Origin of the sequence: Nocardioides humi, assembly GCF_006494775.1 — a bacterium.
GTDB classification, from domain to species: domain Bacteria; phylum Actinomycetota; class Actinomycetes; order Propionibacteriales; family Nocardioidaceae; genus Nocardioides; species Nocardioides humi.
Genome location: NZ_CP041146.1, coordinates 746,776 through 772,113 on the forward strand (window position 1 = coordinate 746,776; position 25,338 = coordinate 772,113).

Here is a 25,338-nt window from a genome sequence, read left to right on the forward strand (position 1 = left end):
AGGAGCGCAACCGTGGCCGACAACCCGAGCGTCCTGTTCGTCTGCGTGAAGAACGGAGGGAAGTCGCAGATGGCCGCCGGTCTCATGCGGCAGCTGGCCGGCGACCGCGTCCACGTCAATTCTGCCGGCACCCACCCGGGCGCGAACCTCAACGAGCTATCGGTGACGACCCTGCGCGAGATCGACGTCGATATCACCGGGCAGAAGCCGAAGCCCGTCACGTCCGACTTGGTCGGCGCAGCAGACCTCGTCGTCATTCTGGGCCCCGAGGCGCGGCTCGAACCCGTCGACGGCACCCGCTTCGAGGTCTGGGAGACCGACGAGCCCTCGGAACGAGGCATCGACGGTGCGGACCGCATGCGGCTGGTTCGCGACGACATCGCGGCACGAGTCCACCAGCTCGCGCAGGAACTGGGACCGGTCAAGATCCATGGGTCACCGGCCACTTCCATCGTGATACCCACGAAGTAGTCCCCCTCCGCAGTCGCGATTCGGACCTGATCGCACTCACCTGCTGCGTAGGGGGCCCTGCCGAACGAGACGTCATTGCTGAGTGCGGCGACGAAGTCGCGATCGTGCATCTCACTTGGCCCCGGAAGCGGGAGACGCCGCTGAGCCACGGGTAACGTTCATCGCATGGGTCGAAGAGTTCTAGTCCTACGTTGAGTCCGAGTACGACCAGGAGCCCTGACGCACTCAACTCGGCATGAGCGTGCACATCGGATCAGGCTCCTGCTGGCGCGTCGCCGCTCCCCCGCCCGCTCGCGAGGGCGCATGCCGCACCTACGTGGAGCCGAGCATCGTCTGGTGCCCCAACCGCACTCTTGAAACCTCCGCAGACTGGGCTGGGGCGGCGGTCGGATGCCGACGTGTCAGCGACGGGAAGTGTGACGGCGGTTGTGGTGGGTCAGCGGCCGTAGTGGTAGCGGCAGGCGGCGATGCGGACTTCAGTGCTGGTGACCTTGTAGACCAGCCGGTGTTCGTCGGTGATCCGCCGTGACCAGTAGCCGGCGAAGTCGTGCTTGAGCGGCTCGGGCTTGCCGATGCCTTCGTTGCCGTTGCGCACGACGTCTTGGATGAGCAGGTTGATGCGCTTCAGGACCTTGCGGTCCTGGGTCTGCCACCACAGGTAGTCCTCCCAGGCATTGGCGTCCCAGACCAGCCGCATCCTCAGTCGGCGTCGAGGAGGTCGTGGCTCTCCCCTGCGTTGGCCTCCAGACGCTCCATGGCATCGAGCAGGCGACGAGCGTTGGCGGGTGAGCGCATCAGGTAGGCGGTTTCGCGCAGGGACTCGAAGTCCTCCAACGACACGATCACCACCGAGGGGTGACCGGCTCGGGTGATCACGACTTCCTCTCGGTCGTTCACCACGTCATCGAGCACCTGGGCATAACGGGCCCGGGACTCGGTGTAGCTCAGCGTCTTCACCATCCCACCTCCTCAGTACAGAAAACTGTACAGGCCAGGTCAAGAGTGCAGTGACAAGCCCCACGCGGCCACCAGCGTGCAGGACACGGCCCATTGGAGCCTCGTAGCGCCTACGGCGCAAGAACCACGCGGCCCCAAGGCCCCGATTGCGTGCGGATGCAGCGGGGTTTCTGGGACCCAATCCGCGGCATAAGCGCAATGGGTTCAAAATGCTGAGTGGCCCCTGACTCGCGTTTCCGCAGGTCAGGGGCCACTTTCTTGTAGCGGGGGCAGGATTTGAACCTGCGACCTCTGGACATCCAGCGCGAGCGGACGCCAGTTGGCCAGCGTTTGCTGGCCTATGAGCATTCGTGCGCTGACCTGCGCGAACGCTGATGAGGACAGTCGTGTCGGGCTGGTACTTCTTGTTCGGATGTGACCTCGAAGGGCCATTCTTGCTGTGGTTTCCGGGGCCTAAACGCGGCACGGTTCGAATCTCAGTTCCTTTGCGTGCCGCCCTCGGCCTCTTCTTCGAACTCGACGGCGGCCTCGTCGAAACCCAGCTGCGGCGAGGCCTTCTACGCCGGTACGCTTGCGAGAGATGGGTTCGCTGGTGATCGCCCTACTGATGGAAGACGAAGTTGCGGTTAGCGAAGGCGAGCGGCCCACGCGGCGCCGTCCGGCGCCAGATGCCGGGCGGCGCCCGGTTCGCGACCTCGCCCAGGTTCATCATGAGCGAGTCACTGCCTCCTGGAGCGGAGCGTCGGCGAGACGTCTGGTCCTTCAGTGACCGGCGCGGCGGTCAGGCAAGAGCGAGGAACAGCTTCTCCATCTTCTTGACGTCAACACCGTCGAGCCCTTCGTCGCTTTCGACCAAGCACTGCTGCAGTCCGGTGGCCACGATGGCGTAACCGGCGCGGGCGAGGGCCTTGTTGACGGCGGCGAGCTGGGTGAGTACGGACTCGCAGTCCGAGCCCTCCTCCATCATCCGGATGACGCTGGCGAGGTGGCCGTTGGCGCGCTTCATGCGGGTGATGATCGCTTTGATCTCGGTGGGTTCGAGGTCCATCAGTTGCTCTCCAATGCGGCCAGGGCCGCGGTCAGCCGCTGTCGTGCGTCGGTCGCGACTGTGCGCAGTGTGTCGCCGGCCTGGCCCTGGCCGGCGAGGGACATCATGGCGTCGGGATCGAAGGCCTCGACGACGGTGGTGGTGTCGTCCACGGCTCGGACGACGACGTTGCAAGGCAGCAGCGCGGCGATCGACGGGTCGGCCTCGAGCGCCTGGTGGGCCAGCTGCGGCCGGCAAGCGCCCAAGATGACCTGCGGAGTGACGTCGACGTCGAGCTTCGCCTTCAGCGTCGCCTTGAGGTCGATCTCAGTGAGGATGCCGAATCCGGCGGCCGAGAGCTCGGCACGCACCGCCTCGACGGTTTCGTCATAGGGGCGGCGCACCGTGGCTTCGAGCGTGTACTTCGTCATGGGTCATTTCCTCCCGGGTACCGATCACGAGGCCCGTGGCTGGCCTGCACTCACAACCATACAACCCCCTGGGGGATGTGTTACTGTTCGGGGACATAACCCCCGGGGGTTGTGTTGTGAGGTTCGACGAGCCAGCAAAGGAGTCCTTCCATGCGCGAGACCACTGTCGATCAGCTCGCTGCGGCGCTCGATCAGGGCGCAGCCGTGGTTGACGTCCGTGAGCCCGCGGAGTTCCGCGAGGGCCACGTGCCGGGTGCGACCAACATCCCGATGGGTCAGCTGACCGCCCGACTGGGAGAGATTGACCGGGACCGTCCGGTGCACGTGGTGTGCGCCTCGGGCAATCGCAGCAGCGCGATGGTCGACGTCCTGACCGCGAACGACTTCGACGCGATCAACGTCGCCGGTGGCACCAGCGCTTGGATCCGCTCCGGGCGACCGATCGAGAAGTGAGGCGAATATGACTGACGAGACCACCACCGAGACACCCGCACCGGCCTCGGTGACCGAGGAGGCCCAGCAGCGGCCGGCCGAAGGACTGACCGTCCGCACCCTCGAGACCTCATCGCTCGGGGACCGCACCTACGTGGTCCACGACGGCGAGGCCGCCCTGGTGATTGACCCTCAGCGCGACATCGACCGGGTGCTGGAGGTGCTCGAGGCCGACGGCGTCCGACTGACCCACGTCTTCGAGACCCACATCCACAACGACTACGTCACCGGTGGCCTGGCGCTCGCGCAGGCAACCGGAGCGGCATACCTGGTCAACGGCGAGGACGAGGTGTCCTTCGACCGCACCCCGATCGCCGACGGCGAGGTCGTCGAGGTGGGCGACCGTATGCGCGTCCGTGCGATCGCCACCCCCGGTCACACCTTCACCCACCTGTCCTACGCGCTCTCTGTCGACGGGCCTGACGGCGAGGAGCCGTACGCCGTGTTCACCGGCGGCTCGCTGCTCTACGGCGCCACCGGTCGACCCGACCTGCTCGGCGAGGAGCACACCGATGCCCTGGTGCGTCACCAGCACGCATCGGCGCACAAGCTCGCCGAGCAACTGCCCGACGAGGCCGAGGTCTACCCGACCCACGGGTTCGGGTCGTTCTGCTCGGCCACCCAGTCCGACGTCACCGCCTCCACGATCGGCGACGAGAAACGCTCGAACCCGGTCCTGACCCAGGACGAGGAGACCTACGTCCGCGAGTTGCTGGACGGCCTCGGTGCCTGGCCGGCGTACTACGTGCACATGGGACCCGCCAACGCCGCCGGTCCCTCCGCGCCCGACCTCTCCCCGGTGCAGGAGGCCGACGCGACCGAGCTGCGGCGCCGGATCGACGCGGGTGAGTGGGTGGTGGACCTGCGCAACCGCAAGGCCTTCGCCGCCGGGCACGCCCCCGGAACCTTCAACTTCGGACTCGACGGTGCCTTCTCGACCTACCTGGGCTGGCTGATCGAGTGGGGCACCCCCGTGACTCTGCTCGGCGAGACCGCCGAGGACGTGGCCACCGCCCAGCGTGAGCTGGTCCGGATCGGCATCGACCGGCCCGCATCCCAGGCCACCGGCGGTCCGCAGGACTGGACCGACGGTGAGCTCGGAAGCTTTCCCACCGCCACCTTCGCCGACCTGGCGCAGGTGCGCCATCACCGCGACGTCGTCGTGCTCGACGTGCGCCGCGCTGACGAGTACGAGGGCGCAGCGATCGCCGGGGCGGTCAACATCCCGATCCACGAGCTGCCCCGCCGCGTCGGCGAGGTGCCGACCGGTGAGGTGTGGGTGCACTGCGCCAGCGGCTACCGCGCCTCGGTCGCCGCCTCGTTCGTCGCCGCCGCCGGCCGCACCCCGGTCGCGGTCGACGACTCCTTCGAGAACGCCGAGAAGGTCGGCCTACACCTGGTGAGCCCCGAAGGCGACTCCTCTGACACCACCCACGGCGCCGACGGGCCCGACGCCTGATATGACACTGCTCCTCGCCGTCGCCGCCGGCGCGCTCATCGGCCTGTCCCTTGGAGCACTCGGCGGCGGCGGCTCGATCCTGGCCGTGCCGGTGCTGGTGTACCTGCTCGATCAGTCCGCCTCCCAGGCGACGACCGGGTCGCTGGTGGTCGTCGGCGTCACCTCCCTGATCGGGGCGATCGCCGCACACCGCGCCGGCAACGTGCTGCTCGGCCACGGCCTGGTCTTCGGCCTGGTCGCGATCGGCGGGGCGGTGGCGGGAGCGGAGGCGTCCATCCGGGTCCCCGAGGACATCCTGTTGGCCGCCTTCGCCGCCTTGATGCTGCTGGTCGGCGGGATGCTGGCCTGGCGCCAGCTACGCCACCGTCGCGTAGACGACCCTCGGCACGTCGCGCGGCCCACCCTGGACGACCCGATCATCACGTTCAGCCCGACCTTCGCCTGCCAGTGCCCCCGGGCCCTCAAGGTGCTGCTGACCGCGACCGTCGTCGGGGCACTGACCGGCTTCCTGGGCGTGGGCGGCGGCTTCCTCGTCGTTCCCGCCCTCCTGCTCGCCCTCGCGCTGCCGATGGAGTACGCCGCAGGTACCTCACTGGTTGTCATCACCATCACCAGCGCCGCAGCGCTCGCTGTCCGAGCTGGCTCCGGCGCCGCACCGGACTGGACGTCCGTCGCCGCGCTCACCGCAACGTCAGCGGCAGCAGCCGTCGCAGGGGCACGCCTCGCCGACCGTGTCGGCACCAACCGCCTCCAGGCCGCCTTCGCCGTCCTGGTCCTCGGCGTCGCCGTCTACACGGCAGCCCGCGCGGTCCCCGCCCTTCTCTGATCACACCCACCGCTCAACCCTCATCGAACGGAACATCCATGAGCACCACCACCGCCCCGTCGAAGGGCGCCTCCCCCGACTTCACCCCCGGCTTCCGCCCCGGCCCCCTCGGCCGCCTCGGCCTCTGGGTGACCAACCACGCCAAGCTCGTCACCGGCGTCTGGCTGCTGCTCATCGTCGGCCTGGGCGCCTTCGCCCCCCAGGTCGAGCACAACCTGTCCGGCGCCGGCTGGCAGGCCGACGGATCCGAGTCCGTCGCCGCACGCGAGCTCGCCCAGAAGAGCTTCGGCGGCAACGCCTCCTCGGCCATCCAGGTCGTCGTGCACTCCACCGACGGACCCGTCACCGAGGGCCCCGGCGCCGAGGTCCTCGCCCAGGTCACCCGGATGCTCGAAGCCGAACCACGCATCGCTGAGGTGATCGCGCCGATGCCCGGCGCGACCATCAGCCAGGACGGCAGCACCGCGATCATCCTCGCGGGCGCGGGTGCCGACACCAACGAGATGGTCCGGGTCGCCACCGACCTCAAGGGCGACCTCCAGGACCTTTCCGTCGAGGGCATCCAGGTCAACCCGACCGGCTCCTCGCTGCTCTGGTCAGACTTCAACGAGGCCAACCTCGAAGCCATGCTGAAGTCCGAGATGCTCTCCTGGCCCGTCACCATGGCGATCCTGGTGCTCGCCTTCGGCGCCCTGGTCGCCGCAGGCCTCCCCCTGATCCTGACCCTCGCCGGCCTCGTCGCCTCCGCCGGCTCCCTGGTCCTCATCAATGAGCTCGTCCCGGTCTCCATCTGGGCCATGAACTTCGCGATGATGTTCGCCCTCGCGCTCGGCATCGACTACGCGCTCTTCCTCGTCGTCCGCTACCGCGCATCCCGCATGGGCTCGGGCAACTCCGCCAAGCAGGCCATCGCCGAGACCATGGACACCGCCGGCAAGGCCGTCCTGCTCTCCGGCGCCACCGTCCTGATCTCGCTGTCGGCCGTGATGCTCGTGCCCTCGCCCTCGTTCCGCTCGATGGCCGGCGGGATCATGCTCTCGGTCGTCTTCGTCCTGGCCGCCACACTCACCCTGCTGCCGCTGGTGCTGTTCAAGCTCGACCACAAAATCAACAAGCTGTCCCTGCCCTGGGTCAAGACCGGGGAGCACCGCTCCCCGAAGTTCGCCGCGTGGGGCGAGCGACTCTGGAAGCGCCCCGTCGTCTGGGGCCTGGGCGCGCTCATCGTGCTGCTCGCGCTCGCCGCACCGGTCATCGGCCTCAAGACCGCCATGCCCTCCATCAAGGTCCTGCCCGAGGACGCCAGCGCCCGGATCGGCTACGACCTAGTGCAGGAGTCCTTCGGCGAGGGTGCACCCGGCACGCTGCAGATCGTGATGAAGGCCTCCGACGCCGAGGCCGCGAGCACCGTGCTTTCCTCCGACTCCGGCATCGCCGGAGCGATGCCGGCCATGCCGGCAGCCGACGACAGCGGGCTGGTCCTCATCCAGGCCGTGCCGACCGTCGACCCATCCGACCCCGCCCTCGGCGACACCGTCGACCGGCTGCGCGCCGACCTGCCGCCGAGCGCCCTAGTCGGAGGCGCGGCGGTGGAGAACCTCGACCTCAAGGCCCAGCTCGACGAATCCACGCCGCTCGTGATCGGGGTCGTGCTCGTGCTCGGGTTCCTGCTGTTGCTGGTGGCGCTCCAGGCGCCGCTGATCTCGTTGCTCGGCACGCTGGCCAGCCTGCTGTCGACGGCTGCGGCGTTTGGCGTGGCCCGCCTGATCTTCCAGGAAGGCATCGGCGCTGACTTCTTCGGCTTCGAGAGTCAGGGCTTCCTCGACGCGTGGGCTCCGGTGTTCTTCTTCGCCATGATCTTCGCGATCGCCATGGACTACACGGTCTTCCTACTCGCGTCGGCCAAGGAGCACTACGAGCACTCGGGCGACCCGAAGGACGCGATGGTCGGCTCGCTGGCCCACTCCGGACGGGTCATTTTCGCCGCCGGCGCGGTCATGGTCGCGGTGTTCTTCACCTTCGCGCTGTCCGGTCCGCTGCCCCCAAGGAGATGGGCATCGTGCTGGGCGTCGCTGTGCTGCTCGACGCGTTCCTCGTGCGGCTCGTGCTGTTGCCGGTCATGCTGCGTCTCACCGGCAAGGCGGCCTGGTGGTCGCCGGCCTGGCTGCGCCGCGTGTTGCCGACCATCACGTTCTCGCACGGCTGAGCGCCCCTCGACCGCCACGGCGTGCCCCCTGCGCCGCGGCACGTGGTCCGGGCGCGCGACCCCCACGGGTGTCCGGACCACACCTCCCCTCCCAGCCTCACCTCTCCCGCACCATCACCTCGAACCAAAGGAGCTCCACCATGTGCCGAGCAGTCACTTGTAAGAAGTGTGGCAAGACCACCTGGGCCGGCTGCGGCCAGCACGTCGACCAGGTCCTCGCCCGCGTCCCGCGCGCCGACCGGTGCGCCGGCCACCCCGCGAGGCCGGAACCGGGTTCTTCAGCCGCTTCTTCGGAGGGAAGGCATGAACCTCGACCGCGCCGTTCTCCTCCTCGCCGGCACCCTGACCGTTCTCAGCGCCTTGCTGGTGGCCCTCGTATCACCGTGGTGGTGGCTGCTGACCGCCTTCGTCGGGCTCAATCTGCTCCAGTCGAGCATCACTGGCTTCTGTCCCGCGGCCGTCATCTTCCGCCGCCTCGGCGTCAGCAACGGGTGCGCCTTCCGATGAGCGACGAGCGCGCTGATCACTGGGATGCCGTTTTCGCCTCGCGCGACCTCGACTCGGTGTCATGGTTCGAGGAGATGCCCACCCACTCTGCGGAGCTGCTGCGCGCGCAGCCCGGCTCGGTGATCGATATCGGGGCTGGCGCGTCCCGGCTTCCCGGCGCGCTCCTCGCCGACGGCCGCGACGACATCACCCTGCTCGACATCTCTCAGGAGGCGCTCGCAGTGACTCGCGAGCGTCTCGGGCCCGGGGAAGACCGGGTCGCCTACATCGTCAGCGACGTCCTCTGCTGGGAACCCTCCCGCACCTACGACGTGTGGCACGACCGCGCCGTGTTCCACTTCCTCACAGCTCCGGCCGACCAGGCGGCGTACGTCGATCGGGCCGCCCTAGCCCTGTCCGCTGGTGGCCTCCTTGTCCTGGCCACCTTCGGCCCCGACGGGCCCACGTCCTGCTCGGGCCTGCCGACGGCCCGCTTCTCCTCCGACGACATCGCCGCTCTGTTCGCGCCCGCTTTCGACCTCACTCATGCGGAAACGCGGACTCACCTCACTCCAGGCGGCGCCGGGCAGCAGTTCACCTGGGTCACAGCGCGGCGCGCCGATTGTTCCCACGGACCCCCGTGACCGGTCATGGAGGAATGGGACCCCGAACGAGCCGTGCCCGAGTTCATGACAATGCCCAGTTGTTCGTCGCCTGAGCGAGATCGAGGCACTTCACCTTCGGTGGGATCTTCGACTCTCGCACGAGCGGCCATCGTCGGTGGGTTCTGCCCCAGTGGCAGGGTCTGCTGCACAAACTGGTGACTTGGGCTAAGCCGCCTGCCGGGCCAGGAGGTCCTCATCCAGATCGTCGCGTCGACGGCTCGTGCGCGGCTGGCCTACTGCGAACCGGCGCTGCGTAGGATTGAACAATGCGGGATGTCCGAACTGCGATCCCGGCATCGGGCGCGCGCCTTGCGCTCGTCGCCGTGGCCGTGGCCCTGTTCGGCCTGATGTCGATGCACGGCTGGGGCTCCCACACCGGCGCACACTTCGTGGCGACCCCGGGTCCGAGCGACATGACGGCCGCCACTCACGATCGATCCCACGGCCACACCCCCGTCACCGGCGACGACACTCTCGCCACGGGGGCGTCGAGCCAGCTGACCTCCGGCCACCCGACCCCAGCCCCGGACGGCGACGGAGGCGGCGGGCTGCTCGAGCTCTGCCTGGCGATTCTCGCCGGGATCCTTCTCGGCGTCGCACTGCTGCTGGGCCGACGCCGCATCCGCCTTGCTCGGGGCACGCTGCAGGGATGGTCACTTCCGGTGTTCATCGGGCGGGACCGTGACCCGCCCGACCTGCGCAGACTCTGCGTGATCCGCTGCTGACAGGCACTCGCCACGGGACACCCCACCGGGTGACTCGGACGTTCGCATGCCCAGACACCGATCACACAGATGGAGAACACCCATGCGCAAGACCCTCACCGCCGCCATCGTCGCGGCCAGTTTGCTCACCCTCGCGGCGTGCGGCAACGAAGACGGCAGCGACTCCGCAGCCGGGCACAACGACGCCGACGTCGCGTTCGCGCAGCAGATGATCCCCCACCACCAGCAGGCCGTCGAGATGGCCCAGCTCGCCGAGACCCGTGCCGAGAGCCCCGAGGTCAAGGACCTGGCCGCCGACATCGAGGCGGCGCAGGACCCCGAGATCGAGACCATGACCGGGTGGCTGGACTCCTGGGGCGAAGAGGTGCCCGGAGATGGCGGACACGGCGGACACGACATGTCGTCGGATGACATGGCCGGGATGATGTCCGAGGAGGAGATGGCTGACCTCGAGGGCTCCTCGGGATCCGGATTCGACCAGATGTTCCTCACCATGATGATCGAGCACCACGAGGGCGCGATCGAGATGGCGCAGACCGAGCAGACCGAGGGTGAGTTCCCCGACGCCCTCGCGCTGGCCGGGGAGATCGAGAGCGCCCAGACCGAGGAGATCCAGACGATGCAGGAGCTGCTGAAGCCCTGACGTCGTCTCGGTGTCGGGCAGGCACGCCCGCCTGCCCGACACCCCTCACATCGGAGTTCTCGCCATGAACCGAACCAGCCTCGTCACCGCGACCCTTGCGCTCACTACGACCCTTCTCGGAGTCGGGTGCAGCAAGGGAACCCCGTCCGCAAGCCCCTCCGCCGACGACACCGAGGTCGGCCACATCCACGGGCTCGGCATCGATCCTGCCGACGACACCCTCTACGTCGCCACCCACTTCGGGCTGTTCCACGTCAAGGACGACCAAGAGCCCAGCCGGGTCGCGGACCGATTTCAGGACACCATGGCCTTCACCGTGGTCGGACCGGGCAACTTCCTGGGCAGCGGCCACCCGGACCTCCGCGAGGACCTGCCCAGCCACCTCGGCCTCATCGAGTCCACCGATGCCGGCCAGACCTGGAAGCCGGTCGCCCTCCAGGGCGAGGCGGACTTCCACATCCTCGAGCCGGCCGGCGACGTGCTCTACGCCTACGACGCCACCTCCGGTCGCCTGCTGCGCACCGAGGACCGAGGAACCTTCGAGGCGGTGCTGACCGCCCCACTGCTCAGCGTCGCAGCCACCGAGACCCAGGACCAGCTGATCGCGACCACCGACCAAGCACAGCTCATCACCATCAACCCTGAGACCGGCGAGACGCGCAAGCTCGGCGGGCCGACCACCACCTACCTCGACACCGCACCCGACGGCACCTTGGCCGGAATCGCCCCGGACGGCACCGTCCGCATCAGCACCGATGACGGACAAAGTTGGACGGAGGCCGGCTCGATCGATGGGCAGCCGGCCGCCTTCACGATCAGCGAGCAGGGTTGGTACGCCGCCACCGAGACCACCGTGTTCCGGTCCACCGATGCCGGCGCGACCTGGGCGCGAGTGCTCTGACCCGGGGCTACAACGATGAGCAAACACAGAGAACCGCCGCGCTACAGCGGCGCCCATCGCGCACCCAGGCGACGGGCCCCGGCCTGGCTCGCCGGGCTGGCGGTCCTCCTGACCGCCTCCGCGGTCGCGGTGCCCGCCCTGCTCCTCGCGCAGGACCTCCCGAACCTCGACGACGCTGATCGAAATGCCGCCGTCTCACCGCCATCCACCGCCGCGGCTCCTTCCCCGCCACGGGCGAGCGGGCAGCCGAACGGCGAGGTAGCGGTCGGCCGACACCGAAGCCCAGCACCCGCCAGGCGCACTCCCCCCACCCCACGAGTTCCAGAACAGGGACCCGGCATCTTCCGGGTCGCGGCTGCGACAGCCACCTCCACCGAGGAGGCCACCACCTACCGGGTCGAGGTCGAGGACGGGCTACCCTTCCCGGCTTCGCAGGTCGCCCAGTTCATCGAAGAGACGTTGACCGACCGGCGCGGCTGGGCCGCCCGCCATCGACTCGTCCGCGTCGACGACCACGCCGACCTACGCATCGTCCTGGCAACCCCCGAGACGGTGGACGAGCTGTGCGCTCCACTCGACACCGGCGGCCGGCTGTCTTGCCGCAACGGCGACAACGTGGTGATCAACGCCTGGAGGTGGCAGTTCGGCGCGGAGAGCTACCCAGGCGACCTGGCAGGGTATCGGCGCTACGTCGTCAACCACGAGACCGGCCACGCGCTCGGCTATGCCCACGTCGGCTGCCCCGGGTCCGGAGAGTTGGCGCCGGTCATGCTGCAACAGACCAAGGGCCTGGAGGGCTGCGAGCCGAACCCGTGGCCCGCCCGGGTGGACCTCGTGGTCCACTGACCGACGCGCCCCTGTGCGTCAGGCTGAGGTGAGACACCACTTCTGAGTTCCTTCCCTCTGCACGGGACGGAGAAGCGAGACACCTGATGACCATGACGTTGGCCGATACCTCTGCGTTCGATGATGGGGCGGTGACCCCGAGAGCTGATCGTCCGAAGCGACGCGCGTTCACTGCGGAGTACAAGGCCCAGATCGTGGCCGAGTACGACGCCGCCGAGTCCGGCGAGCGGGGCGCGATCCTGCGCAGGGAGGGCCTGTACTCCTCCCACATCACCGAGTGGCGCAAGGCCGCCCAGGCCGGCGCCGTCACCGCTCTGGGACCGAAGACGAAGGACCGACGGGACCGGGAGATCGAGCAGCTCAAGGCTCGTGCGGAGAAGGCCGAGGCCGAGCTCGCCCGGACCAGGGCGGCGTTGGACATCGTGGGAAAGGCACACGCGCTCTTGGAGACGCTCTCCGAGAGCACGGGCACGCCGAAGCCGCCGCAGCGGTGATCGTCCCGGCGGTCGACGAGCTCGCTGTCCACACGAGCGTGAAGCAGGCGTGCGACCTGCTGGGCCGTGCACGTGGCAGTCACTACCGCGCCAAGCAGCCCCGGGTGCACGGCCCGGCACCGAAGCGGCCCACGCCACCCAACGCCCTGTCCATCGAGGAGCGGGCTGAGGTGCTGGCCGCGTTGACCAGCGAACGGTTCTGCGACAAGTCGGTGGCGCAGACGTGGGCCACGCTGCTCGACGAGGGCACCTATTGGTGCTCGATGTCCACGATGCACCGGCTGTTGCGTTCCTGCCGTGCGGCCGGCGACCGGCGCCGCCAGGCCACCCACCCTGCACGGAAGAAGCCCGAGCTGCTGGCCACCAAGCCCGGGCAGATCTGGTCCTGGGACATCACCAAGTTGCGTGGTCCCGGCCGCGGGGTTTGGTTCCAGCTCTACGTCGTGTTCGACATCTTCTCCCGCTATGTCGTGGCGTGGACCGTCCAGGCGGTCGAGGACTCCGAGATCGCCAAGACCATGCTCGAGGAAGCGATGGGCGTCCACGGCATCCCCGAGGCAGTCCATGCCGATCGGGGCACCTCGATGACCTCGAAGCCCGTGGCCCAGTTGCTTCTCGACCTCGGCGTCGACCGGTCCCACTCCCGGCCGCGGGTGTCGAATGACAACCCGTTCAGCGAGTCGGCGTTCAAGACGCTGAAGTACGCGCCGGTGTTCCCCGAGAGCTTCGGGTCGCTGGCAGATGCCAGGGCGTTCTGCGAGGCGTTCTTCACTTACTACAACCACGAGCACCGCCACTCCGGGATCGGCCTGCACACCCCGGCTTCGGTCCACCACGGCACCGCGACCGAGATCCGCGCCCAACGACAGCAGACCCTCGACGCCGCTCATGCCGCTCACCCCGAACGGTTCGGCAACCGCCGACCCATCGCGCCCAAACTGCCCGAGGCGGCCTGGATCAACCAGCCATCACCGGAGGCCCTCATACAAACCGCGTAACGAGACGTGTCTCAGACTGCTTGACATCTTCCGCTTCGCGAGTTCCCGCCGGTGACGTCAGCGCGTCGCGGTCAGCTGGAGGTGAGGAGGTCTGCACGCTGGATCTGGCGGATCTCGAGCAGGACAAGCATGGCGATCGCCAGTATGAGAAGCGCACGACGCTGCTTAGGGCTGAGGCTCCACTGCACATTGAGCCAGCGGCGGGTGGTCCATCCGAACGATGTGCGCATCACGGTAGCCGCGGCTCCCAGTACCGCGACGATTCCCAATGGGTTGTAGTTCCAAGCTTCAGCCAGGTTGCCCTGAGCGGTCAAGCGCGCCGACCGGGTGCCGCCGCAGAGCGGACAGATGAGACCCAGGTCGTGCAATGGCCCGCTCAGGCTGAACGGAGGCAGTCCGAACACAGCCATTGCCGCAGCCATCACTACACCGACGAGAGCGAGGATCGTGGCGATGAGCGTGTACTGACGGTGGCCGTCTCGTCGGTCGAGCGTCAGGCGAATGGGCCGCGCCCTCGCCATGCTCTCTGCGACGACCCCGTTTGCAGGACCATCGTTCGATGGATTCATGATTCTACTATGCCACCTAGGAGAACGCCGCGGGCGCTAGGTTCGGGCACCGAGCCAGCAACATTTCTCGCGCTTGCAGGAGACCAGCATGACCGAGATTGGGACCTTCATGTTCGCAGACTTGGCCGGTTACACGGCGCTCACTGAGGCGCACGGGGACGAGCGAGCTGCTGACCTGGCGCAGATGTTCTGTGAGCGCGTGTGTTCCCTCGAGCTGGATCACGGCGGCCGTGACGTGAAGACTCTCGGCGACGCTGTCATGTCCTGGGTTCCCGATCCGCGGGAGGCGATCGCACTTGGAGTACGCATCGTCGACGTGATCGGCCGCAGCCACGGCTTTCCGGCAGTCCGGGTCGGCATGCATTACGGGTCAGCCGTGCGGCGAGGAGATGACTGGTTCGGGGCGACAGTCAACCTTGCCGCGAGAGTTGCAGATCTCGCCACGGCCGGGCAGGTGCTGCTCACCGACGCGACCCGAAGGCGAGCAGGCAGGCTCACGGAGATCGAGGTCCGCGACAACGGCGACCACCGGTTCAAGAACGTCGCGCAAGCAGTTCGGATCTGGTCCGCGCGTAGTGGCAGACACGGGCCGCCCCTGCCGGTCGATCCCGTCTGTCGCATGGTGATCGACCCCGCACGGGCTGCCGCCCAGACGACACGCGAGGGCGAGCGCTATTGGTTCTGCTCCGAGCATTGCCTTGAGGCATTCGACAGTTGATCACACGCGTCCTGGGACGTTGCACTGCCTCGGCCGCCGCTGGGCCCTCAGTTCGCAGGAGCCCCACCCGAGGTCATGCACCGGTGTGACCACCATTGGTCGCGGCCACCTGAATCGGATAACCCCCGCTCGGCAGTGCCGGGAGTCGACGGAAATCGACCGGAGCGGACGGGGCGAGTGCCGTGTAGGTCATGTGCCTGACCATCTGATCGAGTGCGACCATCATGAGCCGGGTCGCGATCGGTTCACCGGGACACCGATGGTGCAGGGCTGCGTCCCCGCCCCTTGAGGGACGAATGCGAACCGGTCCGGTGCTGCGCCGAGGAACCGTTCGGGGTTGAAGCGCTCCGGGTCGCGCCATGCTGTGCTGTCGTGATTGGTACCGTAGAGATCGAGCAGGACGCGGCGGCCCCGGGTGAACCGGTGGCCCCGCCACTCGAAGTCGTCGCGGACGATCGCGGCCACCGCCGGGAAGAACGGGTAGTGGCGACGCACCTCCTCGACGAACGCCAGGTCCTCTCCCCCGTCGCCGTGGGCGAGGCGTTCTCGCCAAGCCGGCTCAGCGTCCAGTGCATGTGCGACGAAGGTGATGTACACCGCCGTGGCGACAGTGGGCCGCAGCACGTTGAGCAGTTCCACCGCCGCGACACGGGAACTCATCTGATCGCCACCTGGCTCACGGTGGTGGGCGACGACGTACGCCGCGGAGGCGTGCGGAGGATCCAGCTCGTCAGCGCGGATCTGCTCGATGATGCCCACCGCCCACTGATCCGCGGCCTTGCGGGCTACCCGTGACTTGAGGTGACCGATGCCGAGGTGACCGGCTTCGTCGAAGAGGGCGCTGAGCTGCCGGGTGCGGCTCTCAACGTCGGCGTCTGGTAGCGGCATCCCAGCCCATTCACAAACGGCCCGGGTCAGGAGAACCTGGAGTCGGGGGTAGAGCTGGATCTGACCGGCGGCGGCCCATTCAGGAATGGCGCGCCTCCACTCACAGGTCACGAGATCGGCAAGCGCCGCGACCCGCTCGGGTCCAGCGATCTCGAGGAACATCGCCTTGCGCTGCCGATGCCCGGTGCCGTCGAGACCCTGAACGCCTCCCTGACCGAACAGCGTCTTCTGTAGTGGCGGTGGGGCGGCGCCGGCCCTCTGGAACCGCTTCGGGTCGTAGAAGACGGCAGCCGCTTCGGCTCCCGTCATGCAAGTGGTGGGCCGCATGAGGAGCCGAGTCTCGAAGGTCTGACTTCCTCGTTCGGCGGCACGACGGGAGATGTAACGATAGGGGTCCCGGAGGAGGGCCATAGTGCTGTCGACGGTCTTGAGGGCGGGGAAGGTCATGGTGTGGTCCCTTCTGTGGCCGGCTGCCCAGCTTTCTGATCATCGGTTCAGACGTCCCTGTCGTCGGAGGTCGTCGCGCCGAGGGTGCGGTGATCATCAACGGAAGCAGCGCTTGGCTTGCCAGGCAAACGGAGCGCGGTGAGCAACGCGCTGAGCCCGGCGGTGATGGCCGTGGCGGCCAGCACGAGGGTCATGCCGTGTAGGTAGGCGGCATGCGCGCTGGCGGCGAGCGAGGGCTCGGCGAGGCGTGTGGCGGCGGCGAGTGCTCCGGCGATCGATTCACGGGCAGTCGCTGCTGCCTCCGCGGGCAGGCCAGCGGTGTGCACTCGGTTGGCGTAGCCCTCGGCGAGGAGGCTGCCGAGGAGGGCGACTCCGAGGGCACCGCCGGTCTGGCGCAGGGTCATGGTGATCGCGGTCCCGGCTCCGGCGTGCTCGGTGGGGAGAGCGTCGAGGACGGCGTCCATGGCGGGTGCGAGCGCCATCCCGATGCCGAGTCCGGCTGTGGCGAGCCATGTGGCGACGAATCCGTAGCTGGACTGTAGGCCGGTGAGCGCGCCGAGTGCCGCGCTTGCGGCGAGCACCGCCAGTCCGGCGGAGACCGGCACCCGGTAGCCGGTGCGCGCGGCGAGCCGCTCCCCTGCCGGGGCGCCGACGACCAACCCGCCGATCAGCGGCAGTAGACGGATCCCGGTGCCGAGTGCGTCGTGGCCGGTGACGAACTGCAGATACTGCGGGACGACGAACAACAGTCCGAGCATGCCGAAGGTGACCAGGACGCCGGCGATGCTCGCCCACAGGAACTGGGGCCGTCTGAACAGGTGCAGGTCAATCATCGGGTCGCGGACCCGCAGCTCCCAGGCCACGAAACCTGCCAGCACCACCAATCCGGCGGTGATCGGCCCGATGGTCGCCAAGTCCGACCACCCGCGAGAGGGGGCCTCGATCACCCCGTAGACCAGCGAGGTGAGTCCGGCCGTGGACAGCACCGCTCCTAGTACGTCGGGGCGGCGTGGCGTCGGGTCGCGCGACTCAGGGAGCAGGAACGCGATGGCGATCGCGCCGATGATCGCGATCGGGACATTGATCAGGAAGATCGACCCCCACCAGAAGTGCTCGAGCAGGTAGCCGCCGATGATCGGCCCGAGCGGGATCCCGACCCCGAGACCCATCACCAGCAACGAGACCGCCCTGCCGCGCTCGGCCGGGCCGAAGAGCGCGGCCAGCACCGCGAACGCGACCGGCATCATGATGGCCGCTCCCATACCCATCACGCCGCGTGCGGCGATCACGGGGCCTGCCGAGTCGACCCCTGCGGCGATAGACGAGGAGATCCCGAACAGGCCGAGCCCGATCAGGAGCAGTCGTTTGCGGCCGTACCGGTCCCCCAGCGCCCCACAGGTGAGCATCAAGCCGGCGATCACCAGGATGTAGGCGTTGACCATCCACTGCAGTGCGTCGGTGCCGACCTCCAGCTCGGTGGCGATGGTCGGCAGGGCGACATTCATGATGGTGATGTCGAAACCGAGGGTCAGGACCGCCAGACCCAGAGCCGCGAGCGCCCACCAGCGCCGCGGGTCGTCGTATCCCGTCGTCATGGAGCTTCCTTCCCAAGTGGCCGGTTGGGTGGGGTCAGTCGGTGAGTCCGAGCCGGTCGTGCAGGCGCCGCAGCGGCGATGGCGCCCACCAGTTCGCCTCGCCCGCCAGCCGCATGATCGCGGGCACCAACAGGGCACGCACGATGGTGGCGTCCAGTACGACCGCCAAGGTCAGGCCGACACCGATCACCTTCAGCGCCGTCAGGTTCGAGGCGGCCAGTGCGAGGAACACGGTGATCAGGATCGCGGCCGCGGCCGTGATCAGCCCGCCGGTGCGCTGCAGGCCTTGGGCGACGGCCTCGGAGGTCGTGGCGCCATTGCGGTGGGCCTCGGTGATCCTCGAGAGCAGGAAGACCTCATAGTCCATAGAAAGGCCGAAGGCGATGCAGAAGACCAGCACCGGCAGCGTGGTCTCCAGCGTGCCGGTCGGGGTGAAGTCACCGACCAACCAGCGCAGGTGACCCTCCTGGAACACGTACACCAGCGCGCCGAAAGTGGCGCTGAGGCTGAGCAAGTTGGTCACAATCGCCTTCACCGGAATCAGCAGCGACCCGGTGAACAGGAACAGCAGCACGAACGTGGACAGGGCGATGACGCCCAGCGCATACGGCAGGCGGTCGGCGATCGTGTCGGTGGCATCCACCAGGGTTGCGGCTGATCCGGCGACCATCATCTCCCCCGGCGCGGGCTGGTCACGGATCTCATCCACCACGTCGCGGGCGTCGGCGGGCTCCGAGGCCAGCGGCGTGACGGCCACCCAGGTCCCCGCCGCCGAGGTGTAGCGAGCATCCAGGGCGGCGGCCTGCTCACCGGCGGGAGCGTTCGGTTGTCCGTCGGCGTAGCGGCCGGTGGCGGTCTCCACGGCGCTGACCCCCGGCAGGGTTGAGAGCTGGGCGGCGTACGCGTCCAGCTCGTCCTCGTCGACCGATGTCCCGGATTGTTCGGGCAGCACCACGGCGATCGGGTCCTCGGCCGCGCTGGGGAAGTCGTGGACCAGCCGTTCGGCGGTTTCCGTGACGGGGTGGTCGGCGGGCAGGGTCCGGTGGTCCAGCAGCCCGAACCGCACCCCGGCAAAGGGCAACACCAGCAGCACGAGGACCGCGCTGACCGAGATCAGGACCAGCACGGGGCGCCGCATCACCAGCGCGGCGATCCGGTGCCAGGCCTGCCGATCCTCCCCCATCGCCGCGCGGCGCCGGGCGACCCGCCGGCGAATCGGGGAGAACACGTCGGCTCGGTCCAGTCGGTGCCCGACCAGGGCGAGGAGCGCGGGACCCACGATGACCGCGATCACGGCCGCCAGCGCGGTGACCGCGATCCCGGCGTATCCCAGCGATCGCAGGAACGGCATCGGGAACAACAGCAGTGCCGCTAGCGAGAGCGCGACCGTGACCGCGGAGAACACCACGGTGCGCCCAGCGGTACGCACGGCAACGACAACGGAGGCGTCAACAGTGCGACCGGCGCGTCGTTCCTCGCGGAACCGGGTGACCAGGAACAAGCTGTAGTCCACCGCCAGCCCGAACCCCAGAGCGGTCGTCAGGTTCAGTGCGTAGCTCGACATCGTCGTTGCCTCGGCGAGCAGCCCCAGGACCGCCAGCGTCCCCACGACCGCACCCGCTCCCACCAGCAGCGGCAGGCCCGCCGCGATCGCGGAGCCGAACACCAGCAGCAACACGAGCAGGGTGATGGGCAACGTCACCATCTCCGCAGACACCAGGTCGCTCTCGGCCTGCTCGTCGACCGCCAGCCCGACCGCAGCTGGTCCGGTGGCCCTCACTCGCAGCGTGCTCGACATCTCCTCGAGATCCTCGACGACGCTTGCCGCCGTCTCCTGCGCGGCGTGCTCGCCGCCGGTCAGTTGCAGCGTGATCAGGGCGGATCGGCCGTCGTCCGCGCGCAGGGCAGGGTCCTGCGTCGTCCAGTAGGACTGCACGCTGGCCACGCCAGGTGTCTCCGCGAGCTGCTCGGTGAGGTCGCGTCCTGACTGCTCCGCTTCCTGGGAGTCGAGGTCTCCGCCCTGTGCCTCGGCGAGCAGAACCAGATTCGGCGGCCCACCGGGAAACTGCTCTGTCAACAACCGCGACGCGCGTTGAGACTCTGCTGAAGGATCGAGGTAGGCACCAGAGACCAGCTTGTCGCCAGCGTCTTGCCCGGCGACACCGGCCAGAATCATGAGCAGCAGTGCCACCAGGAGCACGAGCCCACGGCGCCGGAGAAGGAACCGCAGGAACGCGCCCGGCGCGATCTCCGGCTCCCGCCTCCCGCTCCGCTCGTCGTGCACCGTCGTCGTCGTCACCATGATGGAATCCTTCAGGCTTGGCCGCTGTCAGCGGGACTGGACGATCAACGGGAGCGACGCTATCATCGGCGTATGCCAATGACAACGCCCAATCCAGACCCGGCGCTGCTGCGGGGCGCCGCAATGTTCCATGGCCTCGCGGACCGCAATCGGCTGGCGATCGTCCGACAGCTCGCTGATGGCGAGCGGCGCGTCGTGGACCTGACGGAGTCCCTCGGACTGGCGCAGGGCACCGTGTCGGGTCATCTTGCATGCCTGCGCGAGTGCGGCCTCATCGTCGGCCGGCCCGAGGGCCGGCAGATGTTCTACTCCATCGCCCATCCCGAGCTGATGGATCTGCTCGGCGCAGCCGAGCGGTTGCTCGCCCTCACCGGCGATGCCGTCGAGCTCTGCCCGAACTACGGCCCTGCGGCTGGCACCCCTGCCGCGACCACCCCCACCACCGAGGAAGTAGCACCGTGACGGACGCCTGCGGCTGCGGCAACGACGAACCACGCAACGACGACGGAGAGGTCGAGGAGCAGGAGCCAGAGCGGCTATGGGAGGTCAGCGAACTGCGGTTCGCCGCCCTCGCCGGACTCTTCCTCCTCGCGGGCTTCATCGCCGATCGTTCTGGTGCATCTGACGAGTCGGCGATCGGCCTGAACGCCGTTGCGCTAGCCCTGGGCGCCTGGACCTTCGTCCCGAACACCCTGAAGCGGCTGGCGAAGGGCAAGATCGGCGTCGGGACTCTGATGACGATCGCCGCCGTGGGTGCGGTCATCCTGGGCGAGGTCGCCGAGGCTGCGATGCTGGCGTTCCTCTACTCCATCAGCGAGGGCTTGGAGGAGTACGCCGTCGCCCGCACCCGCCGGGGCCTGCGCGCGCTCTTGTCCCTGGTTCCGGCGGAGGCGACCGTCCTTCGCGGTGGCGCCCAGGTCACGGTCGCTCCGGTCGACCTCGCGATCGGCGATCTGCTGCTTGTCCGGCCAGGTGAGCGCGTCGCCACCGACGGCGTCATTCGCGACGGCCGCACCGCAATCGACGTCTCCGCATTGACTGGTGAGTCCGTTCCGGTCGAGGTCGGCGTCGGTGACACCGTCTACGCCGGCTCGATCAACGGCACCGGCGTCCTCGAGGTCGAGGTCACCACGACTGCCGAGGACAACGCCCTGGCACGGATCGTCACCATCGTCGAGGCCGAGCAGTCCCGCAAGGGCAACGCCCAGCGGCTCGCCGACCGCATCGCCAAGCCCCTGGTGCCCGGGATCATGGTCCTCGCCGCCGTCATCGCCATCGCCGGCAGCGTGCTGGGCGACCCCGCGACCTGGATCGAGCGCGCCCTGGTCGTCCTGGTTGCCGCCTCTCCTTGCGCGCTGGCGATCTCCGTGCCGGTTACCGTGGTCGCCGCCATCGGTGCAGCCAGCCGCATCGGCGCGCTGGTCAAGGGTGGGGCGGCCCTGGAAGCCCTCGGCCGGATCCGCGCCGTCGCCCTGGACAAGACCGGCACCCTGACCCGCAACGAGCCCGCCGTCGTTGAGGTCGCCACTGCTACCGGCCACACCCGGGAGCAGGTTCTCGACATCGCCGCAGCCCTCGAGTCTCGCAGCGAGCACCCCCTCGCGCGGGCCATCCTCGCCGCGATCCCCGAGCACCGTTCTGCCGACGGCGTCGAGGCCGTCACCGGCGCCGGCCTCACTGGAACCGTCGACGGCCGGCCCGCCCGTCTGGGGCGCCCCGGCTGGATTCCCGCAGGCGACCTCGCCGAGCCGGTCACGCGCATGCAGCAGGCGGGCGCCACCGCGGTGTTGGTCGAGTACGACGGCACCGTGATCGGCGCCGTCGCCGTCCGCGACGACCTGCGCCCCGAGGCGATCGAAGTGGTCGCTCGGCTGCGCGCCGGCGGCTACCAGGTCGCCATGCTCACCGGCGACAACGAGCGCACCGCGAGCGCTCTCGCCGCCGAGGCGGGGATCACCGACGTGCACGCCGACCTTCGCCCTGAGGACAAGTCGGCCATCATTCGCCGACTCCGTGACAGCCGTCCGACAGCGATGGTCGGTGACGGCGTCAACGACGCGCCGGCTCTGGCCACGGCCGACGTCGGGATCGCGATGGGCGCGATGGGCAGCGACGTGGCGATCGAGACCGCCGATGTCGCCCTGATGGGTGAAGATCTGCGTCACCTACCGCACAGCCTGACCCACGCCCGCCGGGCGAGGTCGATCATGCTGCAGAACGTGGGCCTCTCCCTCGCTCTGATCGCGGTTCTGATCCCGCTGGCCGCTCTCGGCGTGCTCGGACTCGCCGCAGTGGTCCTTGTCCACGAGATCGCCGAGATCTTCGTCATCGGCAACGGTGTCCGTGCTGGCCGGGCCCGCCCGCTCCCCCCGCCGCCCGTGCAGACGTCCACGGCTGCCGCCATGCCTGCAGAGGCCGGGGCCAGGTGAGCCGCGCCCCTGCCAGCGTCGCCATCAGTGCCCGGACCGGCCGCGCCGCAGTCGCGCTGGTCGCGGCCGCGGTCGCCGCCGTTGATCTGGCCGCCAAGGCTGTCTCTGAGGTGCGGCTCGCCGACTCGACCGTCGACCTGGGTCTCATCCAGCTGCAGCTGGCGTACAACCCAGGGGTGGCGTTCAGCATGGGTGACCGGCTGCCGGTCTGGGTTATCGTCGCCGCCACGGCGGCAATCTCGGTCGGGTTCGCCGTGTACGCCTGGCTCCGGGCACCACGAGCCGGTTGGGTCGAACGAGTCGCCGGCGGCGCCGTGATCGGCGGAGCGGTCGCCAATGTGGTCGACCGTGCTCGTGACGGTGTGGTCACCGACTACCTGCACACTGGCTGGTGGCCGACCTTCAATCTCGCCGACACGTTCCTCGTCATGGGATGCATCGCGATCGCGCTGGTGCACGCCCGCCCCGGGCAGGTGGCTGACGAAGTACGGGAGGAGCCGGCACAGGTCGATCCGGTCACCCCAGACACGAAGGACCCGTGACCCATCCCCGATGACGGCAACATGCGCGGCTGACGTCACCACCTCTCAATGACGGGGATCGCCACACGCCGGCAGTTGCTCTCACCGCCGCGGCGGTGACACAGCAGGCGCGGGCCTCTGACCGCCAAACGCGCGAGCGACAAGCGACCGAAGGAGACGAAGTAGGCATGAACACGATCACCGCCGCGCTGCAGGCGATCGGCTTGTTCCTGGTGACCAACATCGACGACATCATCGTCCTGTCACTGTTCTTCGCCCGCGGAGCCGGACAACGAGGCACCACCGCAAAGATCATCGCTGGGCAGTACCTCGGATTCGGCGGCATCCTCCTCGCCGCCCTAGCAGTGACCTTCGGCGCCGGGTACTTCCTCCCCGACGGCGTAATTCCATACTTCGGCCTCATTCCGCTGCTGCTGGGCGCGTACCACGCCTGGCGGGTCTGGCGCAACGGGGACGATGACAACGACAACGTCGCGGACCGCCCTATCGGCGCTCTGACCGTTGCCGCAGTCACATTCGCCAACGGCGGAGACAACATCGGGGTCTACGTCCCGGTGTTCCTGGCGGTCGGTACTGGCGCCCTCGTGGCCTACTGCGTCGTCTTCCTGGCCCTGGTCGTGGTCCTCGTTCTAGCCGCGAAGTTCGTCGCCACGCGCAAGCCGATCGCCGAGGTGCTCGAACGTTGGGAGCACATCCTGTTCCCTCTGGTCCTCATCGGACTGGGCCTCGTCATTCTGATCGAAGGAGGCGCGTTCGGCCTATGACCCTCCGCGAGCCTCTGACCTCGAAACCTACCTGCACCTGAGCGCCGTGGTGCCGAAGAAGCCGAAGGTCTCCGAGCTCTCCCGGGCGGCTGCGAATCACGCCTTCACACACCGCTGCGCGACGGGCGTCGAGAGTCGACTACGATGCACCTTAGTAGATAGCGAGCGAAGGGTACGTCTGCATGAAGCCACAGGTCAGGGTGTCCCTACTGGTTGCCGGCGTTTTCGTCGCGGTGGTGGCGACACTGCTGGTTCTCGCCGGCCGCGACAGCGGCGGGGCGGGTGCCGATGCCCCCGGTGGTGCGTCCGACAGTCGACTCGTGAGGGAGGACAGCCGGATCATCGGCCAGCGCGGCAGCAGCGACGTCGTGTTCGTCGAGTTCCTGGATTTCGAGTGCGAGGCGTGCCGGGCGGCGTTCCCGGTCGTGGAGGACATGCGTGAGAAGTACGGCGATCAGGTGACGTTCGTGGCCCGCTACTTCCCGCTCCCCGGGCACTTCAACGCCGAGCGCGCTGCTCGCGCGGTGGAGTCTTCGGCCCGGCAGGGCAAGTTTGAGGAGATGTACCACAAGATGTATGAGACCCAGGCGTCCTGGGGCGAGCAGCAGGTCCCGCTTGACGACCTGTTCCGGCAGTTCGCCGCGGAGATCGGTCTCGACATGGAGCAGTACGACGCCGATTACGCCTCCGAGGAGGTTGCGGCTCGAGTGCAGCGCGACGTCGAGGACGGCATTGCCCTCGGCGTCCAGGGCACGCCCACGTTCTTCCTCGATGGCAAGCGGTTCGAGCCCGCGTCGGTCGAAGACTTCGAGGAAGGCCTCATGGAGGCCCTGGCCGAGTGACGCTCGCAACTGATCCCACCCGGCGGGCACCGGACCGAGCGCTCGCGCTCCTGCTCCTGATCGGTGGCCTGATCGGCTTCGCGGCAGCCTTCGTGTTGACCGTTGAGAAGCTGGCGCTTCTCACGGATGCGGGGTACACGCCGTCGTGCAGCCTCAATCCCGTTCTCAACTGTGGGTCGATCATGAAGACGACACAGGCTGAGGTGTTCGGCTTTCCGAACCCGCTCATCGGCGTCGCAGCGTTCCCAGTAGTGGCCGCGACCGGTGCTGCGATGCTCGCCGGGGCCCGCCTCGCCCGCTGGTACTGGCTCGGACTCCAGGTCGGAGTCACCTTGGCCGCCGCGTTTGTCGGCTGGCTGATCTTCCAGAGCCTGTACCGGATCGGCGCACTCTGCCCCTATTGCATGGCGGTCTGGGCCGTTGTGGTGCCGCTGTTCTGGTACGTGTCACTGCGCAATGCGCAGTCCGGCCTCTTCGGCCGACGCGTCGCGACATCTGGGGTTGTTCGCGCGGTGACCGAGTGGCACCTGCTCGTCCTGACGTCTGTGGTCGTCCTGGTCCTCGTGCTGATCACCGAGCAGTTCTGGTACTACTGGCGGACCCTGGCATGACGGTGAT

The 25,338-nt window shown here is 68.5% G+C and carries 28 protein-coding genes; 20 read left to right on the forward strand and 8 right to left on the reverse strand.

The window, feature by feature from the left end:
- Nucleotides 1-12 precede the first annotated feature (12 nt).
- On the forward strand, nt 13-471 hold the full coding sequence (locus tag FIV44_RS03655) for an arsenate-mycothiol transferase ArsC (protein WP_141003301.1): 459 nt from the start codon (nt 13-15) through the stop codon (nt 469-471).
- Between the two features lie 436 nt (nt 472-907).
- Here the strand turns inward: FIV44_RS03655 and FIV44_RS03660 are convergent, their stop codons facing one another.
- The 4 genes from FIV44_RS03660 to FIV44_RS03675 all read right to left on the reverse strand — a co-directional run bounded on the left by FIV44_RS03660 (nt 908) and on the right by FIV44_RS03675 (nt 2,886).
- Nucleotides 908-1,168: a Txe/YoeB family addiction module toxin gene (locus tag FIV44_RS03660; RefSeq protein WP_141003302.1), complete on the reverse strand. Its 261-nt coding sequence runs from the start codon at nt 1,166-1,168 to the stop codon at nt 908-910.
- Between the two features lie 2 nt (nt 1,169-1,170).
- Complete coding sequence (locus FIV44_RS03665) at nt 1,171-1,431, reverse strand: type II toxin-antitoxin system Phd/YefM family antitoxin (protein WP_223394072.1); 261 nt, start codon at nt 1,429-1,431, stop codon at nt 1,171-1,173.
- Between the two features lie 778 nt (nt 1,432-2,209).
- On the reverse strand, nt 2,210-2,476 hold the full coding sequence (locus tag FIV44_RS03670; protein ID WP_141003303.1) for a metal-sensitive transcriptional regulator: 267 nt from the start codon (nt 2,474-2,476) through the stop codon (nt 2,210-2,212).
- Entirely contained in the window at nt 2,476-2,886 is a 411-nt protein-coding gene (locus tag FIV44_RS03675; RefSeq protein WP_141003304.1) for a DUF302 domain-containing protein, read from the reverse strand. Before FIV44_RS03675 ends, FIV44_RS03670 begins: the two co-directional genes overlap by 1 nt.
- A 150-nt stretch (nt 2,887-3,036) precedes the next feature.
- On the opposite strand from FIV44_RS03675, the gene FIV44_RS03680 reads away from it, so the two are divergent.
- The 12 genes from FIV44_RS03680 to FIV44_RS03735 all read left to right on the forward strand — a co-directional run bounded on the left by FIV44_RS03680 (nt 3,037) and on the right by FIV44_RS03735 (nt 13,624).
- Nucleotides 3,037-3,339, forward strand: a complete 303-nt coding sequence (locus tag FIV44_RS03680) for a rhodanese-like domain-containing protein (protein ID WP_141003305.1) — start codon at nt 3,037-3,039, stop codon at nt 3,337-3,339.
- Between the two features lie 7 nt (nt 3,340-3,346).
- Nucleotides 3,347-4,837 carry an MBL fold metallo-hydrolase gene (locus FIV44_RS03685; protein ID WP_141003306.1) on the forward strand — a complete coding sequence of 497 codons (1,491 nt, stop codon included), beginning with the start codon at nt 3,347-3,349 and terminating at the stop codon, nt 4,835-4,837.
- Nucleotide 4,838: 1 nt separating this feature from the next.
- Nucleotides 4,839-5,663 (forward strand): sulfite exporter TauE/SafE family protein, encoded by an 825-nt coding sequence (locus FIV44_RS03690; RefSeq protein WP_141003307.1) that lies wholly within the window; start codon nt 4,839-4,841, stop codon nt 5,661-5,663.
- A gap of 38 nt (nt 5,664-5,701) precedes the next feature.
- Entirely contained in the window at nt 5,702-8,029 is a 2,328-nt protein-coding gene (locus FIV44_RS03695; protein WP_246086792.1) for an MMPL family transporter, read from the forward strand.
- A 140-nt stretch (nt 8,030-8,169) separates the two neighbouring features.
- The gene (locus tag FIV44_RS03700; protein ID WP_141003308.1) at nt 8,170-8,373 is read left to right on the forward strand and encodes a YgaP family membrane protein; all 204 of its coding nucleotides are present in this window, start codon (nt 8,170-8,172) and stop codon (nt 8,371-8,373) included.
- Nucleotides 8,370-8,996 carry a class I SAM-dependent methyltransferase gene (locus tag FIV44_RS03705; protein WP_141003309.1) on the forward strand — a complete coding sequence of 209 codons (627 nt, stop codon included), beginning with the start codon at nt 8,370-8,372 and terminating at the stop codon, nt 8,994-8,996. The genes FIV44_RS03700 and FIV44_RS03705 overlap by 4 nt, the downstream gene beginning before the upstream one ends.
- Before the next feature lie 344 nt (nt 8,997-9,340).
- Complete coding sequence (locus FIV44_RS03710; RefSeq protein ID WP_246086793.1) at nt 9,341-9,742, forward strand: DUF6153 family protein; 402 nt, start codon at nt 9,341-9,343, stop codon at nt 9,740-9,742.
- A gap of 82 nt (nt 9,743-9,824) precedes the next feature.
- A complete protein-coding gene (locus FIV44_RS03715; protein ID WP_141003311.1) occupies nt 9,825-10,385 on the forward strand; it encodes a DUF305 domain-containing protein in 561 nt (186 codons plus the stop codon).
- A 64-nt stretch (nt 10,386-10,449) separates the two neighbouring features.
- Complete coding sequence (locus FIV44_RS03720; protein ID WP_141003312.1) at nt 10,450-11,286, forward strand: F510_1955 family glycosylhydrolase; 837 nt, start codon at nt 10,450-10,452, stop codon at nt 11,284-11,286.
- Between the two features lie 15 nt (nt 11,287-11,301).
- A complete protein-coding gene (locus tag FIV44_RS03725; protein WP_141003313.1) occupies nt 11,302-12,132 on the forward strand; it encodes a DUF3152 domain-containing protein in 831 nt (276 codons plus the stop codon).
- A 131-nt stretch (nt 12,133-12,263) separates the two neighbouring features.
- The gene (locus FIV44_RS03730) at nt 12,264-12,626 is read left to right on the forward strand and encodes a transposase (RefSeq protein ID WP_141003314.1); all 363 of its coding nucleotides are present in this window, start codon (nt 12,264-12,266) and stop codon (nt 12,624-12,626) included.
- Nucleotides 12,623-13,624, forward strand: a complete 1,002-nt coding sequence (locus FIV44_RS03735) for an IS3 family transposase (RefSeq protein ID WP_141003315.1) — start codon at nt 12,623-12,625, stop codon at nt 13,622-13,624. Before FIV44_RS03730 ends, FIV44_RS03735 begins: the two co-directional genes overlap by 4 nt.
- Nucleotides 13,625-13,695: 71 nt before the next feature.
- Here FIV44_RS03735 and FIV44_RS03740 read toward each other — a convergent pair whose 3' ends face one another.
- A complete protein-coding gene (locus FIV44_RS03740) occupies nt 13,696-14,193 on the reverse strand; it encodes a DUF2752 domain-containing protein (RefSeq protein ID WP_219996278.1) in 498 nt (165 codons plus the stop codon).
- Between the two features lie 88 nt (nt 14,194-14,281).
- Here FIV44_RS03740 and FIV44_RS03745 point away from each other — a divergent pair, with 88 nt between their 5' ends.
- The gene (locus FIV44_RS03745) at nt 14,282-14,911 is read left to right on the forward strand and encodes a YHS domain-containing protein (protein ID WP_141003316.1); all 630 of its coding nucleotides are present in this window, start codon (nt 14,282-14,284) and stop codon (nt 14,909-14,911) included.
- Between the two features lie 222 nt (nt 14,912-15,133).
- Here the strand turns inward: FIV44_RS03745 and FIV44_RS03750 are convergent, their stop codons facing one another.
- The 3 genes from FIV44_RS03750 to FIV44_RS03760 are packed head-to-tail and all read right to left on the reverse strand — an operon-like array spanning nt 15,134 to nt 20,143.
- A complete protein-coding gene (locus FIV44_RS03750) occupies nt 15,134-16,246 on the reverse strand; it encodes a cytochrome P450 (protein ID WP_219996279.1) in 1,113 nt (370 codons plus the stop codon).
- Between the two features lie 47 nt (nt 16,247-16,293).
- Complete coding sequence (locus FIV44_RS03755) at nt 16,294-17,841, reverse strand: DHA2 family efflux MFS transporter permease subunit (protein ID WP_141003317.1); 1,548 nt, start codon at nt 17,839-17,841, stop codon at nt 16,294-16,296.
- 34 nt (nt 17,842-17,875) lie between these two features.
- The gene (locus FIV44_RS03760) at nt 17,876-20,143 is read right to left on the reverse strand and encodes an MMPL family transporter (RefSeq protein ID WP_141003318.1); all 2,268 of its coding nucleotides are present in this window, start codon (nt 20,141-20,143) and stop codon (nt 17,876-17,878) included.
- Nucleotides 20,144-20,215: 72 nt separating this feature from the next.
- Here FIV44_RS03760 and FIV44_RS03765 point away from each other — a divergent pair, with 72 nt between their 5' ends.
- From FIV44_RS03765 to FIV44_RS03790, 6 genes are all read left to right on the forward strand, one after another.
- Nucleotides 20,216-20,605 carry an ArsR/SmtB family transcription factor gene (locus FIV44_RS03765; protein ID WP_141003319.1) on the forward strand — a complete coding sequence of 130 codons (390 nt, stop codon included), beginning with the start codon at nt 20,216-20,218 and terminating at the stop codon, nt 20,603-20,605.
- A complete protein-coding gene (locus tag FIV44_RS03770) occupies nt 20,602-22,572 on the forward strand; it encodes a heavy metal translocating P-type ATPase (protein ID WP_141003320.1) in 1,971 nt (656 codons plus the stop codon). Before FIV44_RS03765 ends, FIV44_RS03770 begins: the two co-directional genes overlap by 4 nt.
- A complete protein-coding gene (lspA, locus tag FIV44_RS03775; protein ID WP_141003321.1) occupies nt 22,569-23,114 on the forward strand; it encodes a signal peptidase II in 546 nt (181 codons plus the stop codon). The genes FIV44_RS03770 and lspA overlap by 4 nt, the downstream gene beginning before the upstream one ends.
- Before the next feature lie 167 nt (nt 23,115-23,281).
- Nucleotides 23,282-23,878, forward strand: coding sequence for a cadmium resistance transporter (locus tag FIV44_RS03780; RefSeq protein ID WP_141003322.1), 597 nt, complete (start codon nt 23,282-23,284; stop codon nt 23,876-23,878).
- A 182-nt stretch (nt 23,879-24,060) separates the two neighbouring features.
- Entirely contained in the window at nt 24,061-24,720 is a 660-nt protein-coding gene (locus tag FIV44_RS03785) for a DsbA family protein (RefSeq protein ID WP_141003323.1), read from the forward strand.
- The gene (locus FIV44_RS03790; RefSeq protein ID WP_141003324.1) at nt 24,717-25,331 is read left to right on the forward strand and encodes a vitamin K epoxide reductase family protein; all 615 of its coding nucleotides are present in this window, start codon (nt 24,717-24,719) and stop codon (nt 25,329-25,331) included. Before FIV44_RS03785 ends, FIV44_RS03790 begins: the two co-directional genes overlap by 4 nt.
- Nucleotides 25,332-25,338: the final 7 nt, after the last annotated feature.